Origin of the sequence: Mycolicibacter algericus DSM 45454 (assembly GCF_002086455.1) — a bacterium.
In the GTDB taxonomy this organism is placed as follows: domain Bacteria; phylum Actinomycetota; class Actinomycetes; order Mycobacteriales; family Mycobacteriaceae; genus Mycobacterium; species Mycobacterium algericum.
Map to the genome: position 1 here is coordinate 76,672 of NZ_MVHC01000009.1, position 17,315 is coordinate 93,986.

General features: G+C 68.2%; 19 protein-coding genes. 15 read left to right on the forward strand and 4 right to left on the reverse strand.

The window, feature by feature from the left end; translation table 11 throughout:
* Position 1: 1 nt before the first annotated feature.
* Positions 2-1,447, forward strand: coding sequence for a mycofactocin dehydrogenase MftG (gene mftG, locus BST10_RS11270; RefSeq protein WP_083037838.1), 1,446 nt, complete (start codon positions 2-4; stop codon positions 1,445-1,447).
* On the opposite strand, the gene BST10_RS11275 is transcribed toward mftG, so the two are convergent.
* Complete coding sequence (locus BST10_RS11275; protein WP_013830268.1) at positions 1,429-2,682, reverse strand: cytochrome P450; 1,254 nt, start codon at positions 2,680-2,682, stop codon at positions 1,429-1,431. The genes mftG and BST10_RS11275 overlap by 19 nt on opposite strands.
* Positions 2,683-2,906: 224 nt before the next feature.
* On the opposite strand from BST10_RS11275, the gene BST10_RS11280 reads away from it, so the two are divergent.
* Positions 2,907-4,550, forward strand: a complete 1,644-nt coding sequence (locus tag BST10_RS11280) for a carboxylesterase/lipase family protein (RefSeq protein ID WP_083037839.1) — start codon at positions 2,907-2,909, stop codon at positions 4,548-4,550.
* A gap of 95 nt (positions 4,551-4,645) precedes the next feature.
* Here BST10_RS11280 and BST10_RS11285 read toward each other — a convergent pair whose 3' ends face one another.
* Positions 4,646-5,128 carry a hotdog fold domain-containing protein gene (locus tag BST10_RS11285; RefSeq protein WP_083037840.1) on the reverse strand — a complete coding sequence of 161 codons (483 nt, stop codon included), beginning with the start codon at positions 5,126-5,128 and terminating at the stop codon, positions 4,646-4,648.
* 404 nt (positions 5,129-5,532) lie between these two features.
* On the opposite strand from BST10_RS11285, the gene rpsJ reads away from it, so the two are divergent.
* From rpsJ to rpsQ, 11 genes are read left to right on the forward strand one after another with little or no spacing between them, the layout of a single operon-like run.
* Positions 5,533-5,838, forward strand: coding sequence for a 30S ribosomal protein S10 (rpsJ, locus tag BST10_RS11290; RefSeq protein ID WP_003883485.1), 306 nt, complete (start codon positions 5,533-5,535; stop codon positions 5,836-5,838).
* Positions 5,839-5,850: 12 nt separating this feature from the next.
* Positions 5,851-6,528 (forward strand): 50S ribosomal protein L3, encoded by a 678-nt coding sequence (gene rplC, locus BST10_RS11295; protein WP_041318655.1) that lies wholly within the window; start codon positions 5,851-5,853, stop codon positions 6,526-6,528.
* A complete protein-coding gene (rplD, locus tag BST10_RS11300) occupies positions 6,528-7,205 on the forward strand; it encodes a 50S ribosomal protein L4 (RefSeq protein ID WP_083037841.1) in 678 nt (225 codons plus the stop codon). Before rplC ends, rplD begins: the two co-directional genes overlap by 1 nt.
* Positions 7,205-7,507, forward strand: a complete 303-nt coding sequence (rplW, locus tag BST10_RS11305; protein ID WP_083037842.1) for a 50S ribosomal protein L23 — start codon at positions 7,205-7,207, stop codon at positions 7,505-7,507. The genes rplD and rplW overlap by 1 nt, the downstream gene beginning before the upstream one ends.
* A 27-nt stretch (positions 7,508-7,534) precedes the next feature.
* Positions 7,535-8,371, forward strand: a complete 837-nt coding sequence (rplB, locus tag BST10_RS11310; protein WP_083037843.1) for a 50S ribosomal protein L2 — start codon at positions 7,535-7,537, stop codon at positions 8,369-8,371.
* 17 nt (positions 8,372-8,388) lie between these two features.
* Entirely contained in the window at positions 8,389-8,670 is a 282-nt protein-coding gene (rpsS, locus tag BST10_RS11315; RefSeq protein ID WP_006245110.1) for a 30S ribosomal protein S19, read from the forward strand.
* Positions 8,667-9,257, forward strand: coding sequence for a 50S ribosomal protein L22 (rplV, locus tag BST10_RS11320; RefSeq protein ID WP_083037844.1), 591 nt, complete (start codon positions 8,667-8,669; stop codon positions 9,255-9,257). The genes rpsS and rplV overlap by 4 nt, the downstream gene beginning before the upstream one ends.
* Positions 9,257-10,114: a 30S ribosomal protein S3 gene (gene rpsC, locus BST10_RS11325; RefSeq protein WP_083037845.1), complete on the forward strand. Its 858-nt coding sequence runs from the start codon at positions 9,257-9,259 to the stop codon at positions 10,112-10,114. Before rplV ends, rpsC begins: the two co-directional genes overlap by 1 nt.
* 3 nt (positions 10,115-10,117) lie before the next feature.
* Positions 10,118-10,534, forward strand: coding sequence for a 50S ribosomal protein L16 (gene rplP, locus BST10_RS11330; protein WP_013830258.1), 417 nt, complete (start codon positions 10,118-10,120; stop codon positions 10,532-10,534).
* Positions 10,534-10,776, forward strand: a complete 243-nt coding sequence (gene rpmC, locus BST10_RS11335) for a 50S ribosomal protein L29 (RefSeq protein WP_013830257.1) — start codon at positions 10,534-10,536, stop codon at positions 10,774-10,776. The genes rplP and rpmC overlap by 1 nt, the downstream gene beginning before the upstream one ends.
* A complete protein-coding gene (rpsQ, locus tag BST10_RS11340) occupies positions 10,776-11,093 on the forward strand; it encodes a 30S ribosomal protein S17 (protein ID WP_083037846.1) in 318 nt (105 codons plus the stop codon). The genes rpmC and rpsQ overlap by 1 nt, the downstream gene beginning before the upstream one ends.
* 15 nt (positions 11,094-11,108) lie before the next feature.
* On the opposite strand, the gene eccE is transcribed toward rpsQ, so the two are convergent.
* Positions 11,109-12,311 (reverse strand): type VII secretion protein EccE, encoded by a 1,203-nt coding sequence (eccE, locus tag BST10_RS11345; RefSeq protein ID WP_083037847.1) that lies wholly within the window; start codon positions 12,309-12,311, stop codon positions 11,109-11,111.
* 157 nt (positions 12,312-12,468) lie between these two features.
* The gene (locus BST10_RS11350; protein ID WP_083037848.1) at positions 12,469-13,515 is read right to left on the reverse strand and encodes a hypothetical protein; all 1,047 of its coding nucleotides are present in this window, start codon (positions 13,513-13,515) and stop codon (positions 12,469-12,471) included.
* Between the two features lie 449 nt (positions 13,516-13,964).
* Between BST10_RS11350 and BST10_RS11355 the strand changes: the two genes are divergently transcribed.
* Together BST10_RS11355 and BST10_RS11360 are read left to right on the forward strand one after the other, a co-directional pair.
* Positions 13,965-14,879 (forward strand): LysR family transcriptional regulator, encoded by a 915-nt coding sequence (locus tag BST10_RS11355; RefSeq protein WP_013830252.1) that lies wholly within the window; start codon positions 13,965-13,967, stop codon positions 14,877-14,879.
* 69 nt (positions 14,880-14,948) lie between these two features.
* On the forward strand, positions 14,949-17,297 hold the full coding sequence (locus BST10_RS11360; RefSeq protein ID WP_109559476.1) for an arylsulfatase: 2,349 nt from the start codon (positions 14,949-14,951) through the stop codon (positions 17,295-17,297).
* The last annotated feature ends 18 nt before the right edge of the window (positions 17,298-17,315 follow it).

Genomic DNA, 17,315 nt, shown 5'->3' on the forward strand with positions numbered 1-17,315 from the left:
TTTGACGGTTCCGGTGGTGCACAGTGATGTGCTCGTGGTGGGTGCCGGTAGTGCGGGGTCGATTGTGGCAGAACGCCTCTCGGCAGACCCGGCGTGCACGGTGACAGTGTTGGAGGCCGGCGTCGGGTTGTCCGATCCGGTGCTGGCTGCCAAGGTGGCCGACGCCTCGCTGTTGCCGATCGATACCGCCAGCCCGTTGGTGCGGCGCTATGTCGCGCAGTTGACCGGCCACCCGGGCGCCGCGATGACGATAGTGCGTGGCGCGACCATCGGCGGCTCCGGCGCGGTCAACGGCGGCTACTTCTGCCGGGGGCTGCCCGGCGACCTCGACAGCGACCTGTTCGGCTGGTCGTGGCCCGAGGTGCTGGAATCCTTTCGTGCCATCGAGACCGACCTGGACTTCGGCGGTGACCAACACGGCGACCGCGGTCCGATCCCCGTTCGGCGTACCCGTGAAATGTGCGAAGGCACAGCGCGATTCATTGCCGCGGCGGAGCGAGCGGGTTTCGGCTGGGTCGCGGACCTCAACGACGCCGCTGCCGCAGCCGGGCCCGGAGTGGGCGCGGTGCCGCTGAACGTGGTCGACGGGGTACGCACCGGACCGGGGGCCGCCTATCTGCTCCCGGCATTGCCGCGGACCAACCTGACGCTGCTCACCGGGGTGGCGGCGTTCGGCGTCGACATCGTAGGGGAGCGGGCCGTGGCGGTACGCGCGCTGGGCCCGGACGGTCCGTTGCGCCTGACGGCGGACCGAATCATATTGTGTGCCGGCGCGATAGGGTCGGCGCACCTGTTGATGCTGTCCGGTATCGGTGAGGAGGCGATGTTGCGGCACGTCGGCGTCGCCGTGCGATCGGTGCTGCCGGTCGGGGCGAACTGTGCCGATCACCCGGAATGGCTGGTGACGCCGGACTGGCAGGGAACGCCGGGACGTCCGCCGTTGGAGGCGGTGCTGTACCACGATGATCTCGAAATTCGGCCCTACACCACCGGTTTCGCCGGAATGGTCGGCGACCATGCGCCCGGGGAGCCGCCGCGCGTCGGCGTGGCATTGATGTCGCCGCGGGCGCGGGGGCGCGTGACACTGGTATCGGCGGACCCGCGGGTGGCGCCCCGTATCGAACTCCGCTACGACAGCGAGCCAGCCGACTTGGCGGCGCTCCGGGCCGGGGTGGAGCTCGTCGGGGCCATGCTGGGCGTGAAAGTCGATGCCGCGGCGCCGCACTGGTCGACGTCCCAACACCTGTGCGGCAGTGCCCCGATGGGCCGGGCCGACGACGCGTCCGCGGTGCTCGATGCGCAATGCCGGGTGCGCGGCATCGAGGGGCTGTGGGTGATCGACGGCTCGGCGCTGTCCCGGGTGCCCGGCCGCGGCCCGCACGCGACGATCGCGATGCTGGCGCACCGCGCGTCGGGCTTGATCGGCGGTCAGGCCCGCAGCCGGTAACGGATGGGCAGGTGCTTGACGCCGCCGACGAATGTCGTCGAGATCAGCTGCGGCTCACCGGTCAACTCGATGGCGTCGAGCCGGGGGATGAGTTCACGGAAGAAGCTGTCGATCTCCATTCGGGCCAGCGCGGACGCCACGCAGAAGTGCACGCCGTAGCCGAACGACAGGTGCTTGTTCGGGTCCCGGCCGACGTCGAAGGCGAACGGGTTGTCGAAGACCTCCTCGTCGTGGTTGGCCGAGACATAGGACAGATACACCGATTCGCCCTTGGCGATCGGCACGCCGCGCACCTCGGTGTCGGCCGTCGCGGTACGCATGAACTCCTTGACCGGGGTGACCCAGCGGATGATCTCCTCGACCGCGGTGGGCATCAGCTGCAGGTCTGCGCGGAGCCGCTCGCGCTGGTCGGGGTGTTCGATGAGCGCGCGCAGCCCGCCGCCGATCGCGGCGCTGGTGGTGTCGTGGCCGGCGGTGGCGATGATGACGTAGTAGGAGACGGTATCGAGATCCGACAGCGGCTCACCGTCGATCCGGGCGTTGGCGATCGTCGACGCGAGGTCTTCGGTGGGGTTCTCCCGGCGGTCGGCGGTCAGGGCGTTGAAGTAGGCGAAGAAGTCCAGCAGCACCGGCAGCTGTTCCTCCGGGGTGATGCCGCGCCGGTACTCGTCGTCGTCGCCGCCGAACAGTTCCTGGGTCAGTCGCAGCATCCGCGGAAAGTCCGATTCCGGCAGACCCAACAGCGACATGATCACGTACAGCGGGTAATTCAGCGCGATGTCCTGGACGAAGTCGCATTCCGGGCCGATCCGCAGCATCTCGTCGACGTAGCGTTTGGCGAGTTCGTCGATGCGGGCCTTCATCGCCCGCATCGCCTTGGGCCGGAACCAGTCGGAGACGATGGCGCGCATCTTGTGGTGGTGCGGGTCGTCCATGTGGATCAGCGTGCGCAGTCCCATTCCGGAGTCCAACAGCGAGCGCTGCAGATCGTCGGCGTCGGCAGGAGCCAGCACCGGACGCGGTTCGTTGATCCACAGCTCGTTGTCGCGTTCGATGTCCATGATGTCGGCGTGCCGGGTGATCGCCCAGAACGGCCGGTAGGGACGATGGTCGACAAGCGACACCGGCGCGTTCGCCCGCAGATGCGTCAGGGCCGCGTGCAGCCGCGGTTCGTCGGCGTAGGCGCTCGGGTCGGTGAACACCCGGGCGGCCTGATCGATTATCGGTGCGCTCATCGCGGCTCCTTGCCCCATTTTCTTGACACGTGTCAGCTTCGTTCCAGTGTCGGCGATATTGGCCCGTCGTGGCGCCGCTTTGCGACGATCGGGCCGGGTTTGATTCGGCGGTCCAGCTTCGCCTCTCCTCCGTCGAGCCTTGCTAACCGCCGGGTTTGATTTGGCGGTCCGGCTTCGCCTCTCCTCGGTCGAGCCTTGCTGACCGCCGATTAGGCTCATCGGTCATGTCGACCGGATCTTGTCGCCGCCGCGGACCGCTGGCCGGCGCCGTCGTGCTGGCGCTGCTTGCCGGGCTGCTCGCCGGGTGCGGGCGATCCGACGGCGCGGCGCTGCAACCGGGCTTCGGGCCACGGGCCGTCGCACTCAACGCCGACGTGGTGCGTACCGCCGCCGGATTGTTGCGGGGCACGGTCGGCCCGGATCATCGGCTTTTCCAAGGGATCCCGTACGCCGCAGCGCCGGTCGGGCCGCTGCGTTGGCAGCCGCCGGCGCCGATGCGGGCGTGGCAGGGAGTGCGCGACGCGGTCAAACGCGGGCCGTGGTGCATCCAGCCGGATGCCGCCGAGGTGGACCCGATCAGCGAGGACTGCCTGACGCTCAACGTGTGGACGCCGACCGGTTCGGCGGCCGAGCCGTTGCCGGTCATGGTGTGGATCCACGGCGGCAGCTTCATGCGGGGCGCCGGTGACATCTACCACGCGCAGCGACTGGCGGTCCGCGGCCGCATCGTCGTCGTCACCGTCAACTACCGGTTGGGCGCGCTGGGCTTCTTGGCCGACCCCGCATTGGGTGAGGCCGGCAACTACGGGCTGGCCGACCAGCAGGCAGCGCTGCGCTGGGTGCGCGACAACGTCGGTGCGTTCGGCGGCGACCCGGCCAAGGTGACGATCGCCGGTGAGTCGGCCGGTGGCATGTCGGTCTGCGACCACCTGGCCGCGCCGGAGTCGGCCGGGTTGTTCCGGGCCGCGATCATCCAGAGCGGACCGTGTCAGGCGCAGGTCGAGGTTCCCGACGCGCGGCGGATCAGTCGCGACTACACCGAATCCGTCGGGTGCGCCGAACGGGGCAAGCGGGCCGCCGCCGAGGATGCGGCTGTGGCCGCCTGCCTACGCGGGCTGTCGGCCGACCGGCTGACCAAACCGTTGTGGTACGTCCGGTTCGGCACCGACCAGCTCAGTGGACCGGTCGTCGGGACTCCGTTGTTGCCGGCCGACCCGGTGCGGGTGTTCCGGGACGGCGGCGCGGCACGGGTGCCGGTGCTGCTGGGCGTCAACCGCGACGAGTTCACCCTGTTCGTCGCACTGCGCTATCTGCGTGTCGGCCGGGAGATCGCCGCCACGGAGTACCTGGACGAGCTGAAGGACACCTTCGGCTCCGGTGAAGGACCCGCGGTGGCCGAGCACTACCCGCCGGCACGATTCGGCGACAGCACCTCGCTGGCCTACGCGGCGGCGGCCACCGACGACATCTTCGCCTGCCTGGCCGATCGGATGGCTCGCGGGCTGGCCGCCGGCGCGCCGGTGTACGGCTATGAATTCGCCGACCCGCACGCGCCGGCGCCCGAGCTCTTCGACCATCTGCCGTTCCCGATCGGCGCCACCCACTCGCTGGAGATGCGCTACCTATTCGACATCGGCGGCGCCCCGCCACTGGACCCCGTGCAACGGCGGCTGTCCGACCAGATGATCGAGTACTGGACCGGTTTCGTGGTCACCGGCGCCCCGGTGGGCGTCGGCCAGCCCGACTGGCCCGCGGCCGCAGCCGGCGCCGACCGGCGGTGGATGTCGCTGCGACCCGACGGCAGCCGGATGATCACCGACTTCGGCGCGGCGCACCGGTGTGACTTCTGGGCAACCGTGCGGAGTTGATTCGCGCCCACCCGCCGAACGTGTGCTCAGTGCGAAAAACCGCGGCAGATTTCGCAGTGGTTGCACGCTCGGCGATAGAGCGGGAGCAGCGGCGATCAGGCCCGAGTCACCCAGGTGGTGATGTCGGCGTGCACCACTTCGACGCCGGATTCATCGGTGACGCTGACCGGCACCGTGACCTCCACGCCGTCGTTGATGGCCTCGAAGTCCGGCAAGTCCGGTGGGTCCAGCCGCGCGGTGGCCCGCAACGACGTCGTCGCCTTGGCCAGGTAGGCCACGTTCATCGACTTGGGGATCCAGCGGTGGCTGCGCGGCACCGTGGCCTCCATCAACATCCCCATCGCCACCTCGGCGGCGTTGCAGGAGGCGATCGCGTGCACGGTGCGCAGGTGGTTGTAGACGAACGGCCACTTCGGCACCAGTACCTCGGCCAGTCCGGGCTCCATCCGGACCACGTGCGGCAGCACCGATGCGAAGTAAGGGACTCTGGCCATGGCCGCGGCCGAGAACAGCCGGGTGCCGCCGGGGAGGCCCGCCAACCGGCGCCAGGCCTGATATGTACTGGTAGGTCCGGTCACGGCGAGCTATCTTACCGGCAAGTAAGATCGCTCGCGGGGTGGCTCCACCGGGTCACGGCCGGAGGGCCGGCGTCGATGTGACCGGGGATTTGGCCGCTGACCCGATCTGGGGCATACTGTTCAGGTTCGCCTGCGCCGGGGTTGCCCTGGTCGGGCATACGACCAGCGCCCAACCGGGCGCGTCCGGTCCCACTCTCGCAGCACGGAGTTTTTTCGCCGTGAACGAGGCCGTGTGCGGGCGACACGCCCGACCGCGGGGACCGGTGGACCAGGACAGGTAAACAGCGGCGGCAGCGCCCAGCGCAATGTCGGCACAGGGCCGATGGCCCTGAAGAGGCAGCAGTGCGCGCGGGCACGAAGGGTTCGAAAGCCGGACCCCTTTGCAGGAGTGAGGTAGCAGAAGCGTGGCGGGACAAAAGATCCGCATCAGGCTCAAGGCCTACGACCATGAGGCTATTGACGCCTCGGCGCGCAAGATCGTCGAGACGGTCACCCGCACCGGTGCGTCCGTGGTGGGCCCGGTGCCGCTGCCGACCGAGAAGAACGTGTATTGCGTCATCCGGTCCCCGCACAAGTACAAGGACTCGCGGGAGCACTTCGAGATGCGCACCCACAAGCGGCTGATCGACATCCTCGATCCCACGCCGAAGACCGTTGACGCCCTGATGCGCATCGATCTGCCGGCCAGCGTCGACGTCAACATCCAGTAGGAGCAGAGGACGATGGCACGACAGGAAAATTCCGGCGCTGCGCGTCGGGGCCTTTTGGGTACCAAGCTGGGCATGACGCAGGTGTTCGACGAGAACAACAAGGTCGTGCCGGTCACGGTCGTCAAGGCCGGGCCCAACGTGGTGACCCGCATCCGCACCCCCGAGCGCGACGGCTATTCGGCCGTGCAGCTCGCCTACGGCGAGATCAGCCCTCGCAAGGTCAACAAGCCGCTGACCGGTCAGTACGCCGCCGCCGGGGTCAACCCGCGCCGGCACCTGGCCGAGTTGCGGCTTGACGACGCCGAGGCCGCCGCGACCTACGAGGTCGGCCAGGAGCTGACCGCCGAGATCTTCGCCGACGGCGCCTACGTCGACGTGACCGGCACCTCCAAGGGCAAGGGCTACGCCGGCACCATGAAGCGGCACGGCTTCGCCGGTCAGGGCGCCGGCCACGGCGCTCAGGCGGTGCATCGCCGGCCGGGTTCGATCGGCGGTTGCTCAACCCCGGGCCGGGTGTTCAAGGGCACCCGGATGTCGGGCCGGATGGGCAACGACCGCGTCACCACCCAGAACCTGGTGGTGCACAAGGTGGACGCCGAGAACGGCGTGCTGCTGATCAAGGGCGCCATTCCGGGACGCAACGGTGGGCTGGTTCTGGTCCGCAGCGCGATCAAAAAGGGTGAGAAGTAATGGCTGCCAAAGAGCAAACGGCACTGAAGATTGACGTCAAGAGCCCGGACGGCAAGAAGAGCGGCTCGGTCGAGCTGCCCGCCGAGCTGTTCGACGCTCCCGCCAACATCGCGCTCATGCACCAGGTGGTGATCGCTCAGTTGGCCGCGGCCCGTCAGGGTACGCACTCGACCAAGACCCGCGGTGAGGTTCGCGGCGGTGGCCGTAAGCCGTACCGGCAGAAGGGCACCGGCCGGGCCCGGCAGGGTTCGACCCGGGCGCCGCAGTTCACCGGTGGTGGCGTGGTGCACGGTCCCAAGCCGCGGGACTACAGCCAGCGCACCCCGAAGAAGATGATCGCCGCCGCACTGCGTGGCGCGTTGTCGGACCGGGCCCGCAACGGCCGCATCCACGCGGTCACCGAGCTGGTGAGCGGACAGACCCCGTCGACCAAGAGCGCCAAGGCGTTCCTGGGCACGATCACCGACCGCAAGCAGGTGCTCGTGGTCATCGGCCGGGCCGATGAGACGGGCGCCCGCAGCGTGCGCAACCTGCCGGGTGTGCACATCCTGGCACCGGACCAGCTCAACACCCACGATGTGCTGCGCGCCGACGACGTGGTGTTCAGCGTCGAGGCCCTCAACGCCTACATCTCCGGCAGCGCGGCGCACACCCAGGAGCAGGAGGTTTCGGTCTGATGGCGACCGTCAGCGACCCCCGCGACATCATCGTCGCGCCGGTCATCTCCGAGAAGTCCTACGGGCTGATCGAGGAGAACACCTACACCTTTATCGTGCACCCCGACTCGAACAAGACGCAGATCAAGATCGCGATCGAGAAGATCTTCGCCGTCAAGGTCGCGTCGGTGAACACCGCGAACCGGCCGGGTAAGCGCAAGCGGTCCCGGGCCGGCTTCGGCAAGCGCAAGGACACCAAGCGCGCCATCGTGACCCTGGCGCCCGGCAGCAAGCCGATCGACCTGTTCGCCGCACCGGCCTGACCGGAGTGAAAGAGAGACCTAACTGACATGGGAATCCGCAAGTACAAGCCGACGACACCGGGTCGTCGCGGTGCCAGCGTCTCCGATTTCGCCGAGCTCACCCGCTCTCACCCGGAGAAATCGCTGGTCCGGCCGCTGCACGGCCGTGGCGGGCGTAATGCCCACGGCCGGATCACCACCCGGCACAAGGGCGGTGGCCACAAGCGTGCCTACCGGGTGATCGACTTCCGTCGCCACGACAAGGACGGCGTCAACGCCAAGGTCGCGCACATCGAGTACGACCCGAACCGCACCGCCCGGATCGCGCTGCTGCACTACCTGGACGGCGAGAAGCGCTACATCCTCGCCCCGCAGGGCCTGTCGCAGGGCGACGTGGTGGAGTCGGGCGCCAACGCCGACATCAAGCCGGGCAACAGTCTGCCGCTGCGCAACATCCCGGCAGGCACCCTGGTGCACGCCGTCGAGCTGCGCCCGGGAGGCGGCGCCAAGCTGGCCCGCTCGGCCGGATCCAGCATTCAGCTGCTGGGCAAGGAAGGCGCCTACGCCTCGCTGCGGATGCCCTCCGGTGAGATCCGCCGGGTCGACGTACGCTGCCGCGCCACCGTCGGCGAGGTGGGCAACGCCGAACAGGCCAACATCAACTGGGGCAAGGCCGGCCGGATGCGGTGGAAGGGCAAGCGCCCCTCCGTCCGTGGTGTGGTCATGAACCCGGTGGACCACCCGCACGGTGGTGGTGAGGGCAAGACCTCCGGTGGCCGGCACCCGGTCAGCCCGTGGGGCAAGCCGGAGGGTCGCACCCGCCGGCCGAACAAGCCCAGCGACAAGCTCATCGTCCGACGCCGGCGCACCGGCAAGAAGCGCTAGGAAGCGGAGGGAAAGCGATGCCACGCAGCCTCAAGAAGGGTCCGTTCGTCGACGACCATCTGCTCAAGAAGGTCGACGTCCAGAACGAGAAGAACACCAAGCAGGTCATCAAGACCTGGTCGCGTCGGTCGACGATCATCCCCGACTTCATCGGGCACACGTTCGCCGTTCACGACGGCCGCAAGCACGTCCCGGTATTCGTCACCGAGTCGATGGTCGGGCACAAGCTCGGCGAATTCGCCCCGACGCGCACCTTCAAGGGACACATCAAGGACGATCGGAAGGCTAAGCGCCGGTGACCGTAACGACTGAATTTCCGTCCGCTGTCGCCAAGGCCCGCTTCGTGCGGGTCTCGGCCAGCAAGGCGCGCCGGGTGATCGACCTGGTGCGCGGCAAGTCGGTGTCCGAGGCACTGGACATCCTGCGCTGGGCGCCGCAGCAGGCCAGCCTGCCGGTGGCCAAGGTGATCGCCAGCGCGGCGGCCAACGCCGAGAACAACAACGGCCTGGACCCGTCCACCCTGGTGGTGGCGACCGTCTACGCCGACGAGGGCCCGACCGCCAAGCGGATCAAGCCGCGCGCCCAGGGGCGTGCCTACCGGATCCGCCGGCGCACCAGCCACATCACGGTCGTGGTGGAGAGCCGGCCGTCCAAGGGCGGTCCGGCGCGGTCCGCCGGTGCCGCCCGGGCGCGTCGTGCGCAGGCCAGCAAGGCCGCCTCGGAGAAGGGCGCGGCGCCGGCCAAGAAGGCACCGGCCACGAAGGCTTCCGCGGCCAAGGCTGCCGAGAAGACGACTGAGAAAGCGGCGGCGAAGAAGGCGCCCGCCAAGAAGGCGGCAGCAAAGAAGGCGCCTGAGACGTCCGACGCGAAGGAGGGCTCGCAGTAATGGGCCAGAAGATCAACCCGCACGGCTTCCGGCTGGGTATCACCACCGACTGGAAGTCGCGGTGGTACGCCGACAAGCAGTACGCGGACTACGTCAAGGAGGACGTGGCGATCCGCCGGCTGCTGTCGACCGGGCTGGAGCGCGCCGGTATCGCCGACGTCGAGATCGAGCGCACCCGTGATCGGGTCCGCGTGGACATCCACACCGCCCGGCCGGGCATCGTCATCGGCCGCCGCGGCACCGAGGCCGACCGGATCCGCGCCGACCTGGAGAAGCTGACCGGCAAGCAGGTGCAGCTCAACATCCTCGAGGTGAAGAACCCCGAGTCGCAGGCGCAGCTGGTGGCCCAGGGCGTCGCCGAGCAGCTGAGCAACCGCGTGGCGTTCCGCCGCGCGATGCGCAAGGCGATCCAGTCGGCGATGCGCCAGCCCAACGTCAAGGGCATCCGGGTGCAGTGCTCGGGCCGGCTCGGTGGTGCTGAGATGAGCCGCTCGGAGTTCTACCGTGAGGGTCGGGTGCCGCTGCACACGCTGCGCGCCGACATCGACTACGGCCTCTACGAGGCCAAGACCACCTTCGGCCGGATCGGTGTGAAGGTCTGGATCTACAAGGGCGACATCGTCGGTGGCAAGCGCGAGCTGGCCGCTGCCGCACCGTCCGCCGACCGCCCCCGCCGGGAGCGGCCGTCGGGCACCCGCCCGCGCCGCAGCGGCGCCTCGGGCACCACCGCCACCAGCACCGATGCCGGGCGGGCCGCCGAGACCATCGAGAGCACCGCTGCTGCCGAACCGGCCGTCGAGGGCCAGGGAAGCGCTGCGGCCGCGGAGCCGCAGGCAACGCAGAGCACGGAGAGCTGAATCATGTTGATTCCCCGCAAGGTCAAGCACCGCAAGCAGCATCACCCGAAACAGCGCGGTCTCGCCAGTGGCGGCACCGCGGTGACCTTCGGTGACTACGGCATCCAGGCACTGGAGCACGCCTACGTCACCAACCGGCAGATCGAGTCGGCGCGTATCGCCATCAACCGGCACATCAAGCGTGGCGGCAAGGTGTGGATCAACATCTTCCCGGACCGTCCGCTGACCAAGAAGCCCGCCGAGACCCGCATGGGTTCGGGTAAGGGCTCGCCGGAGTGGTGGGTCGCCAACGTCAAGCCGGGCCGGGTGCTTTTCGAGCTGAGCTACCCCAACGAGGCCATCGCCCGCGCCGCACTGACCCGGGCGATCCACAAGCTGCCGATCAAGGCGCGCATCGTCACCCGAGAGGAGCAGTTCTGATGGCAGTGGGAGTTACCGCCGGCGAACTGCGCGAGCTCAATGCCGACGAGCTCGTCGAGCGGCTGCGCGAGTCCAAAGAGGAGCTGTTCAACCTGCGTTTCCAGATGGCGACCGGGCAGCTCAGCAACAACCGTCGGCTCCGCACGGTGCGCCACCAGATCGCGCGCATCTACACCGTGTTGCGCGAACGGGAACTGGGCCTGGCGTCCGGTCCCGATGGTTCTGAAGGCGAGGCATCGTAATGGCACAGGCTGCAAAGGCTAACGCCACGGAGAAGGGCCCCAAGCACACTCCGCGCACGGAGAAGCCGCGGGGCCGCCGCAAGACCCAGATCGGTTACGTGGTCAGCGACAAGATGGAGAAGACCATCGTCGTCGAGCTGGAAGACCGGGTGAAGCACCCGCTCTACGGCAAGATCATCCGGACCACCAAGAAGGTCAAGGCGCACGACGAGAACAACACGGCCGGCATCGGCGACCGGGTGTCGCTGATGGAGACCCGCCCGCTGTCGGCCACGAAGCGCTGGCGGCTGGTCGAGATCCTCGAGAAGGCCAAGTAACAGCCGGTCTTCCGGTCAAGCCGGGAGTTTGACCCGCGCGAGCGGTTGCTGCGCGGTGGGCCCGAGCGGCACCTGCAGCGGTTCGTGGTCGTCCAACTGCCGGGCGGGCACGGCCAGCGTCCGGCGCAGCGGCGTCGGCAGGCTGGTCCGCAGCGCCGTCAATTGCCGGCCGTTGAGGCGGTTCAATCCGGCCCACATGTTGCGGCGCAGCCGGCGACCGGTGTGGTAACGCACCAGCACCGACACGTCGGTGTGGTTGTTTCGTGCTGTGAGCCGGACGGTGACGGCCGTGGTGTCGGCGGCGCGCTGCCAGAGCTGTTCCAGATTCGCCGTGGTGATGTCGTGCGGCGACATCCAGAAGGTGGCCCCGTACTGTCTGGGACCCTCGCGTTGCTTCTGCTTCAGCCGGCGTCGGCGCCGACGGATCCGGGTGGGCTGCAGGCCGGCCAGCACCGTCGCGTCGACCCGGCCGAACTCCTCGGCCGGTAGTACCCGGGTGACGATGTGTCGCTCCTGAAGGGTCTGCGCCAGCCGTTCGGTGGCCGCCGCCAGCGTCGCCGCCACCGAGTCGCGTACCGCCACCGCTTCGGCGTTGCGCATCGGATCCATCCGCAGGACCAGCCAGGTGTCGCGGGGGCAGGCGACGTCGGGGACGGCCGGTGCCTGCTCGTCCTCGGCCGGGCCGGTGTCGGTGTCGCCGTCGGAGGTGGTGTCGCACGTTCGCACCGAGACGATGTCGATGCCGTCGAGGCGGACGTCGAACTGCCGCAGGGCGGCGGCGGCCACACCGGCCGGTAGCGCGCCCAGCGGCTGGTGTCGGCGGGCATCGCGGCCCGAGGTGGCTACCGGTCGCGGCGCCACGGCGATCACGGTGACCAACTGCCCCCGGTGTTCGCGCATGCCGACGACGTTGTGGCCGTAGCGGCGGCGGTGATCGAAGCCGGGTGTGCAGCCTTCGTTGAGAAACCTCGCGGGGTTGGCGAACCGGTCCAGTAGCCGTGCCAGCACTATCGAGGTCAGCGGGACCCGGCGGTGGGTGATCAGCGCGGCCGCCGTCACCACTGCCGCGACCCCGACGCCCGGCCACCAGGCGCGGGCCGGCGATCCCAGCTCGGTGGGCCAATGGCCGGCGAGTCGCAGAATCGCGAGATCGATGAGGAACACCGTCGTCACGCGCAACCAGGACAGGTTCAGTCCAAAGCTATGCTGCGCTTTCACCGTTGCGCCTGCTTCATGACCCCCCCGGGAGATTGTCCAGAATTTGCGCGCTGACCGGGTTTCCCGGTCGTGTCGGGACCCAAACATCCCAGGCCCCGGCTGCTGGAGGCCTGGGATGCCGGGCCGGCCGAGCGCTCCGGCGGCAATGGGCGCTTGCTCAGAGGCCCAGGAAGCTCAGCGGATCGAACATGCTCGCGATGTCGGTGGCGCCGCCGGCCGCGTCGGCTGCGCCCGTGGCGGCGTCCGCCGCGCCGCTCGCAGCCGCATCGGCGGCGCCGCCGGCCGCATCGGCTGCCGCGCTGCCGGCTGCGTCGGCGGCATCGGCTCCCAACGCGGACACCCCGCTGAACGCGTCACCCGGATCGAGCAGTCCGGCCGCATCGAAATCGGTCGGGATGTTGAAGTCGCCAAACGGGGTTACCAGGGTGTCGGTGATGGAGTTGGCGGCGCCCTCCGCGCCCGGGATATCGGTGTAGATATTCGCGAATCCGTTGCCGAAGTTCATGACGTCATAGACCGTGCCGACGGTGGGAAGGTCCGATGTGGTGGCGTCACTGGCCGGATCAACGTCGGTGATCGTGAACTGTGTGTTGTGGATACCGCCGAACAGGTTCGTGACGTTCTCGCTGGCGGTGACGCTGCCGAGGTCAGTGGCGTCGGTCCCGCTGCCGCTGGTGATATCGAACGACTGATCGCCCTCGGCCACCTGGAACAGTGGCGGGGCGCTGAACAGCGGGCTGAGCGGGGTGAAGCCCTCCGAACCGTCGGCCTGGACGGGGGTGAAGGTGGTGTCACCGATGGTGAAGCTGTCACCGGCGCCGGGCGTCGCAGCAGTGGACGTCAAGTCACCGGAAGTGATGTCAGGTGTGCCACCGGGAGTGGCGTCCGGCGCACCGGTGACCGGCAGGCCACCGGTATCACCGATCGGCTGCGGGCTGGTCGCGTCCGGTGCGGATGTCAGCGCGCCGAGGCCGCCGAGCTCGGGTGCGTTCGCGTCCGGGCTGAGCGTGCCGATGTCGCCGAGCGGCGCCGTGCCGCCCGTTCCCGCCGTGCTGCTCGTCAGGCCGACCGGCATCGCGGTGCTGCCGATGTCGCCCGCCGCGCCGACACCGTTGTCGGCAGAAGCGATCGTTGCGGGCAGGATTGTGGTCGTGAGTAGTCCGGCGGTGGCGCCACCGACCGATAATATGATCCGACGATTCATTTCGGTGCGTTCCTTCCGTCTTTGATGTTCCCGGGCATGAGCTCACCTTTGAACTCGCCCGGGCGCCGGTGAACATCGCCAATCACCCGGCGTCCGCGCGCAGTAGACCGCGACGCGAACGCGGCGCATCAATAATGTTGGGCGACAACGTATGTCCGGACACCCGGGACGCTGGCTGAGCCCCCCTCGGCATCCTCGTCCAGACGCTAACGGGTCCCGACCGCGGCCACCACCCCTGTCAGCGGATCTTTCAACAGTTAATCTCAATGTAGAGAATCGCTGCCATCGATTGACGCACGTAAGGCTGGCGATGTAAGTCCTTGGGACAGTTAACTTGTGGGTAGAATGAGTATTTGGCCTAGTTTGGTCTCAGCGGAATCAAAGTAATCCTGTTGGCGGAATGGCACTTTCGGTTTGACCGATCCGAGGCGAGCTGCACACTGATCGCTATGGAACTGCGCCAGCTGAAACACTTCGTCGCCGTGGCCGAAGAGTTGCACTTCACCCGGGCGGCAGCGAAAGTCCACGTGGTGCAGTCCACCTTGTCGGCCTCGATCAGCGGTTTGGAAGCCGAGCTCGGTACCGCGCTGCTGGTGCGAAACAATCGTCGCGTCGACCTGACCACCGCCGGGCAGGCATTGTTGCCGGACGCGCAGCATGCGCTGGCCGCCGCAGAGCGGGCGCGTGCCGCCGTCGACGCGGTCCGGGGGTTGTTGTCCGGGCAGTTGCGCATCGGGGTGATCCAGGGGCTGGGAACCGTCGATCTGCCCGCGCTGCTGACGCGGTATCACCGGAGCTTCCCGCGCATCGAGATCACGCTGCGTCACGATCCCATCGACACGCTGGTGCAGGCGACCGCCGACGGCGGGCTGGACCTCGCCTTCGTCAGCCGACCCTTCGACGGCAGTCGCGTCAAGGAACTGTCACTGGGCGCCGAGCACCTGGTGCTGGCGGTACGACACGACGACCCGCTCGCCGGCACCGGCACCGTCGCCCTGACCGACCTGCAGCAGCGCGAGTTCGTCGAACGCCGGGCCGAGCTGCGGACACGAATGCACATCGACAGCAGCTGCGCCGAACTCGGCTTCGAGCGGAACATCTGCGCGGAATCCAACACGCCCGACGATCTGGTCGACCTGGTCGCAGCCGGCCTGGGTATCGCACTGCTGCCGCCGGCGCTGGTGGCGAAGTCCGAGCACATCGTCGCGGTGGCGACCGACCCGGTGATCCCGCGCGAATTGGCGCTGATCACCCCGGGGGAGCGGGCCCCCTCACCGGCGGCTGCGGCATTCCTCGGCGAGCTGCTGTCGACCGGTGCCGGGCAGCCCGAGATGTCCGGCCGGCGGGAGCGCTCTGCGGTGTGAAAGCCCGTTGCGGCCTCACCGGGTCGGTAGGCTCTCACCCGATCCGGGGGGCTGACAACGGAGTGAGCGATAGTGGATTTTCAGGGCAAGATCGATCTCGACATCCGAGATTCCGAACCGGACTGGGGGCCGTTCGCCGCGCCGACCGCCCCCGAGGGCGCGCCCAATGTGCTCTACCTGGTCTGGGATGACACCGGCATTGCCACCTGGGACTGCTTCGGTGGGCTGGTGGAGATGCCGGCGATGAGCCGGATCGCCGAGCGCGGCGTCCGGCTTTCTCAGTTCCACACCACCGCGCTGTGCTCCCCGACCCGAGCGGCGCTGCTCACCGGCCGCAACGCCACCAGTGTCGGCATGGCCACCATCGAGGAGTTCACTGACGGATTCCCGAACTGCAGCGGGCGCATCCCCTTCGAAACCGCGCTGCTGAGTGAGGTTCTCACCGAACGCGGCTGGAACACCTTCTGCGTCGGCAAGTGGCACCTGACCCCGCTGGAAGAGTCCAACATGGCCAGCACCAGACGGCATTGGCCCACCCAGCGCGGATTCGAACGGTTCTACGGGTTCATGGGCGGTGAGACAAACCAGTGGTACCCGGACCTGATCCACGACAACCACCCCGTCGCGCCACCGGCGACACCCGAAGACGGCTACCACCTGTCCAAGGACATCGCCGACAAGACAATCCAATTCATCCGCGACGCCCAGACGATCGCGCCGGGCAAGCCCTGGTTCGGCTACGTCTGCCCGGGCGCCGGTCACGCCCCGCACCACGTCTTCACCGAATGGGCTGATCGCTACGCCGGCCGGTTCGACATGGGTTACGAGCAGTACCGGGAGATTGTGCTGGCCAACCAGAAAAAGCTGGGCCTGGTGCCACCGGACACCGAGCTCTCCGAGGTCAACCCCTACGCCGATGCCACCGGTGTCGACGGCCAGCCGTGGCCCGCGCTGGACACCGTGCGCCCGTGGGAGAGCCTCGACGACGACGAGAAGCGACTCTTCGCCCGGATGGCAGAGGTGTTCGCCGGGTTCCAGAGCTACACCGACGCCCAGATCGGCCGGATCCTGGACTACCTCGAGGAATCCGGACAACTCGACAACACCATCGTGGTGGTGATCTCCGACAACGGGGCCAGCGGCGAAGGCGGGCCCAACGGGTCGCCGAATGAGAACAAGTTCTTCAACGGCTACATGGACACCGTCGAGGAGGCGATGAAACTCTTCGACGAGCTGGGCACGCCGGAGACCTACAACCACTACCCGGTCGGGTGGGCGATGGCGTTCAACACGCCCTACAAGCTCTACAAGCGCTACGCATCACACGAGGGCGGTATCGCCGATCCCGCGATCGTGAGCTGGCCCAAGGGAATCGCTGCTCGCGGTGAGGTGCGCGACAGCTACGTCAACGTGTGCGATGTGACGCCGACGGTCTATGACCTGATCGGTATCACCCCGCCCGACACCGTCCGCGGCATCACCCAGCGGCCACTGGAAGGTGTCAGTTTCAAAGCTGCGCTGCAAGATCCGAACGCCGACACTGGAAAACACACCCAGTTCTACACGATGCTCGGCACTCGCGGGATCTGGCACCGGGGCTGGTTCGCCAATACCGTGCACGCCGCGACCCCGTCCGGCTGGGGCCACTTCGACGCCGACCGCTGGGAGCTCTACAACCTCGCCGAGGATCGCAGTCAATGCCGTGACCTGGCCGCTGAACATCCAGAGAAACTCGAGGAACTCCAGGCGATGTGGTTCGCCGAGGCGGAGAAATACAACGGGCTGCCGCTGGCCGACCTCAACATCTTCGAGATGACGAGCCGGCAGCGGCCGTACCTGTCCCGTGACCGCACCAGCTACACCTACTATCCGCACACCGCCGAGGTGCCGATGGGGGCATGCGTGGAACTGCGCGGCCGCTCGTTCTCGGTGCTGGCCCGCGTCGTGGTGGAATCCGCCGATGCCGAGGGTGTGTTGTTCAAGCACGGAGCACGCCACGGCGGCCATGCGCTGTTCGTCCAGGGTGGTCGACTGCACTACGTCTACAACTTCCTGGGTGAGCGCGAACAGTGGTTGTCATCGTCTGACCCGATTCCGTTGGGGCAGCATGTTTTCGGGATACGTTTTGATCGGCGCGGCACCGTCGAGGGTAGTCACACGCCGGTCGGGGAGGCTGCGCTCTACATCGACGACACGGTGGTCGCGACGCTGCCCGACATGATCACCCAGCCGGCAGCGTTCGCGCTGGCGGGTGGCGGGGTGAGCGTCGGGCGCAATACCGGCCAGGCGGTGTCCTCGGCGTACCGGGCGCCGTTCGGCTTCACCGGCGGGACCATCGCCGAGGTCGCTGTCGACGTCAGCGGTGAACCCTACCTCGATGTGAAAGCGAGTCTGGCAGCGGCTTTCTCGCGGGACTGAGTGGCCGCGGGATTGATG

Excerpts from the sequence above, each read along its gene's own strand:
- rplP (WP_013830258.1), top strand. The coding sequence starts at position 10,118 with ATGTTGATTCCCCGCAAGGTCAAGCACCGCAAGCAGCATCACCCGAAA.
- rplC (WP_041318655.1), top strand. The coding sequence starts at position 5,851 with ATGGCACGACAGGAAAATTCCGGCGCTGCGCGTCGGGGCCTTTTGGGT.
- BST10_RS11355 (WP_013830252.1), top strand. The coding sequence starts at position 13,965 with ATGGAACTGCGCCAGCTGAAACACTTCGTCGCCGTGGCCGAAGAGTTG.
- rplW (WP_083037842.1), top strand. The coding sequence starts at position 7,205 with ATGGCGACCGTCAGCGACCCCCGCGACATCATCGTCGCGCCGGTCATC.
- rpsC (WP_083037845.1), top strand. The coding sequence starts at position 9,257 with ATGGGCCAGAAGATCAACCCGCACGGCTTCCGGCTGGGTATCACCACC.
- rpsQ (WP_083037846.1), top strand. The coding sequence starts at position 10,776 with ATGGCACAGGCTGCAAAGGCTAACGCCACGGAGAAGGGCCCCAAGCAC.
- rplB (WP_083037843.1), top strand. The coding sequence starts at position 7,535 with ATGGGAATCCGCAAGTACAAGCCGACGACACCGGGTCGTCGCGGTGCC.
- rplD (WP_083037841.1), top strand. The coding sequence starts at position 6,528 with ATGGCTGCCAAAGAGCAAACGGCACTGAAGATTGACGTCAAGAGCCCG.
- BST10_RS11350 (WP_083037848.1), bottom strand. The coding sequence starts at position 13,515 with ATGAATCGTCGGATCATATTATCGGTCGGTGGCGCCACCGCCGGACTA.
- BST10_RS11275 (WP_013830268.1), bottom strand. The coding sequence starts at position 2,682 with ATGAGCGCACCGATAATCGATCAGGCCGCCCGGGTGTTCACCGACCCG.
- rpsS (WP_006245110.1), top strand. The coding sequence starts at position 8,389 with ATGCCACGCAGCCTCAAGAAGGGTCCGTTCGTCGACGACCATCTGCTC.
- BST10_RS11280 (WP_083037839.1), top strand. The coding sequence starts at position 2,907 with ATGTCGACCGGATCTTGTCGCCGCCGCGGACCGCTGGCCGGCGCCGTC.
- rpmC (WP_013830257.1), top strand. The coding sequence starts at position 10,534 with ATGGCAGTGGGAGTTACCGCCGGCGAACTGCGCGAGCTCAATGCCGAC.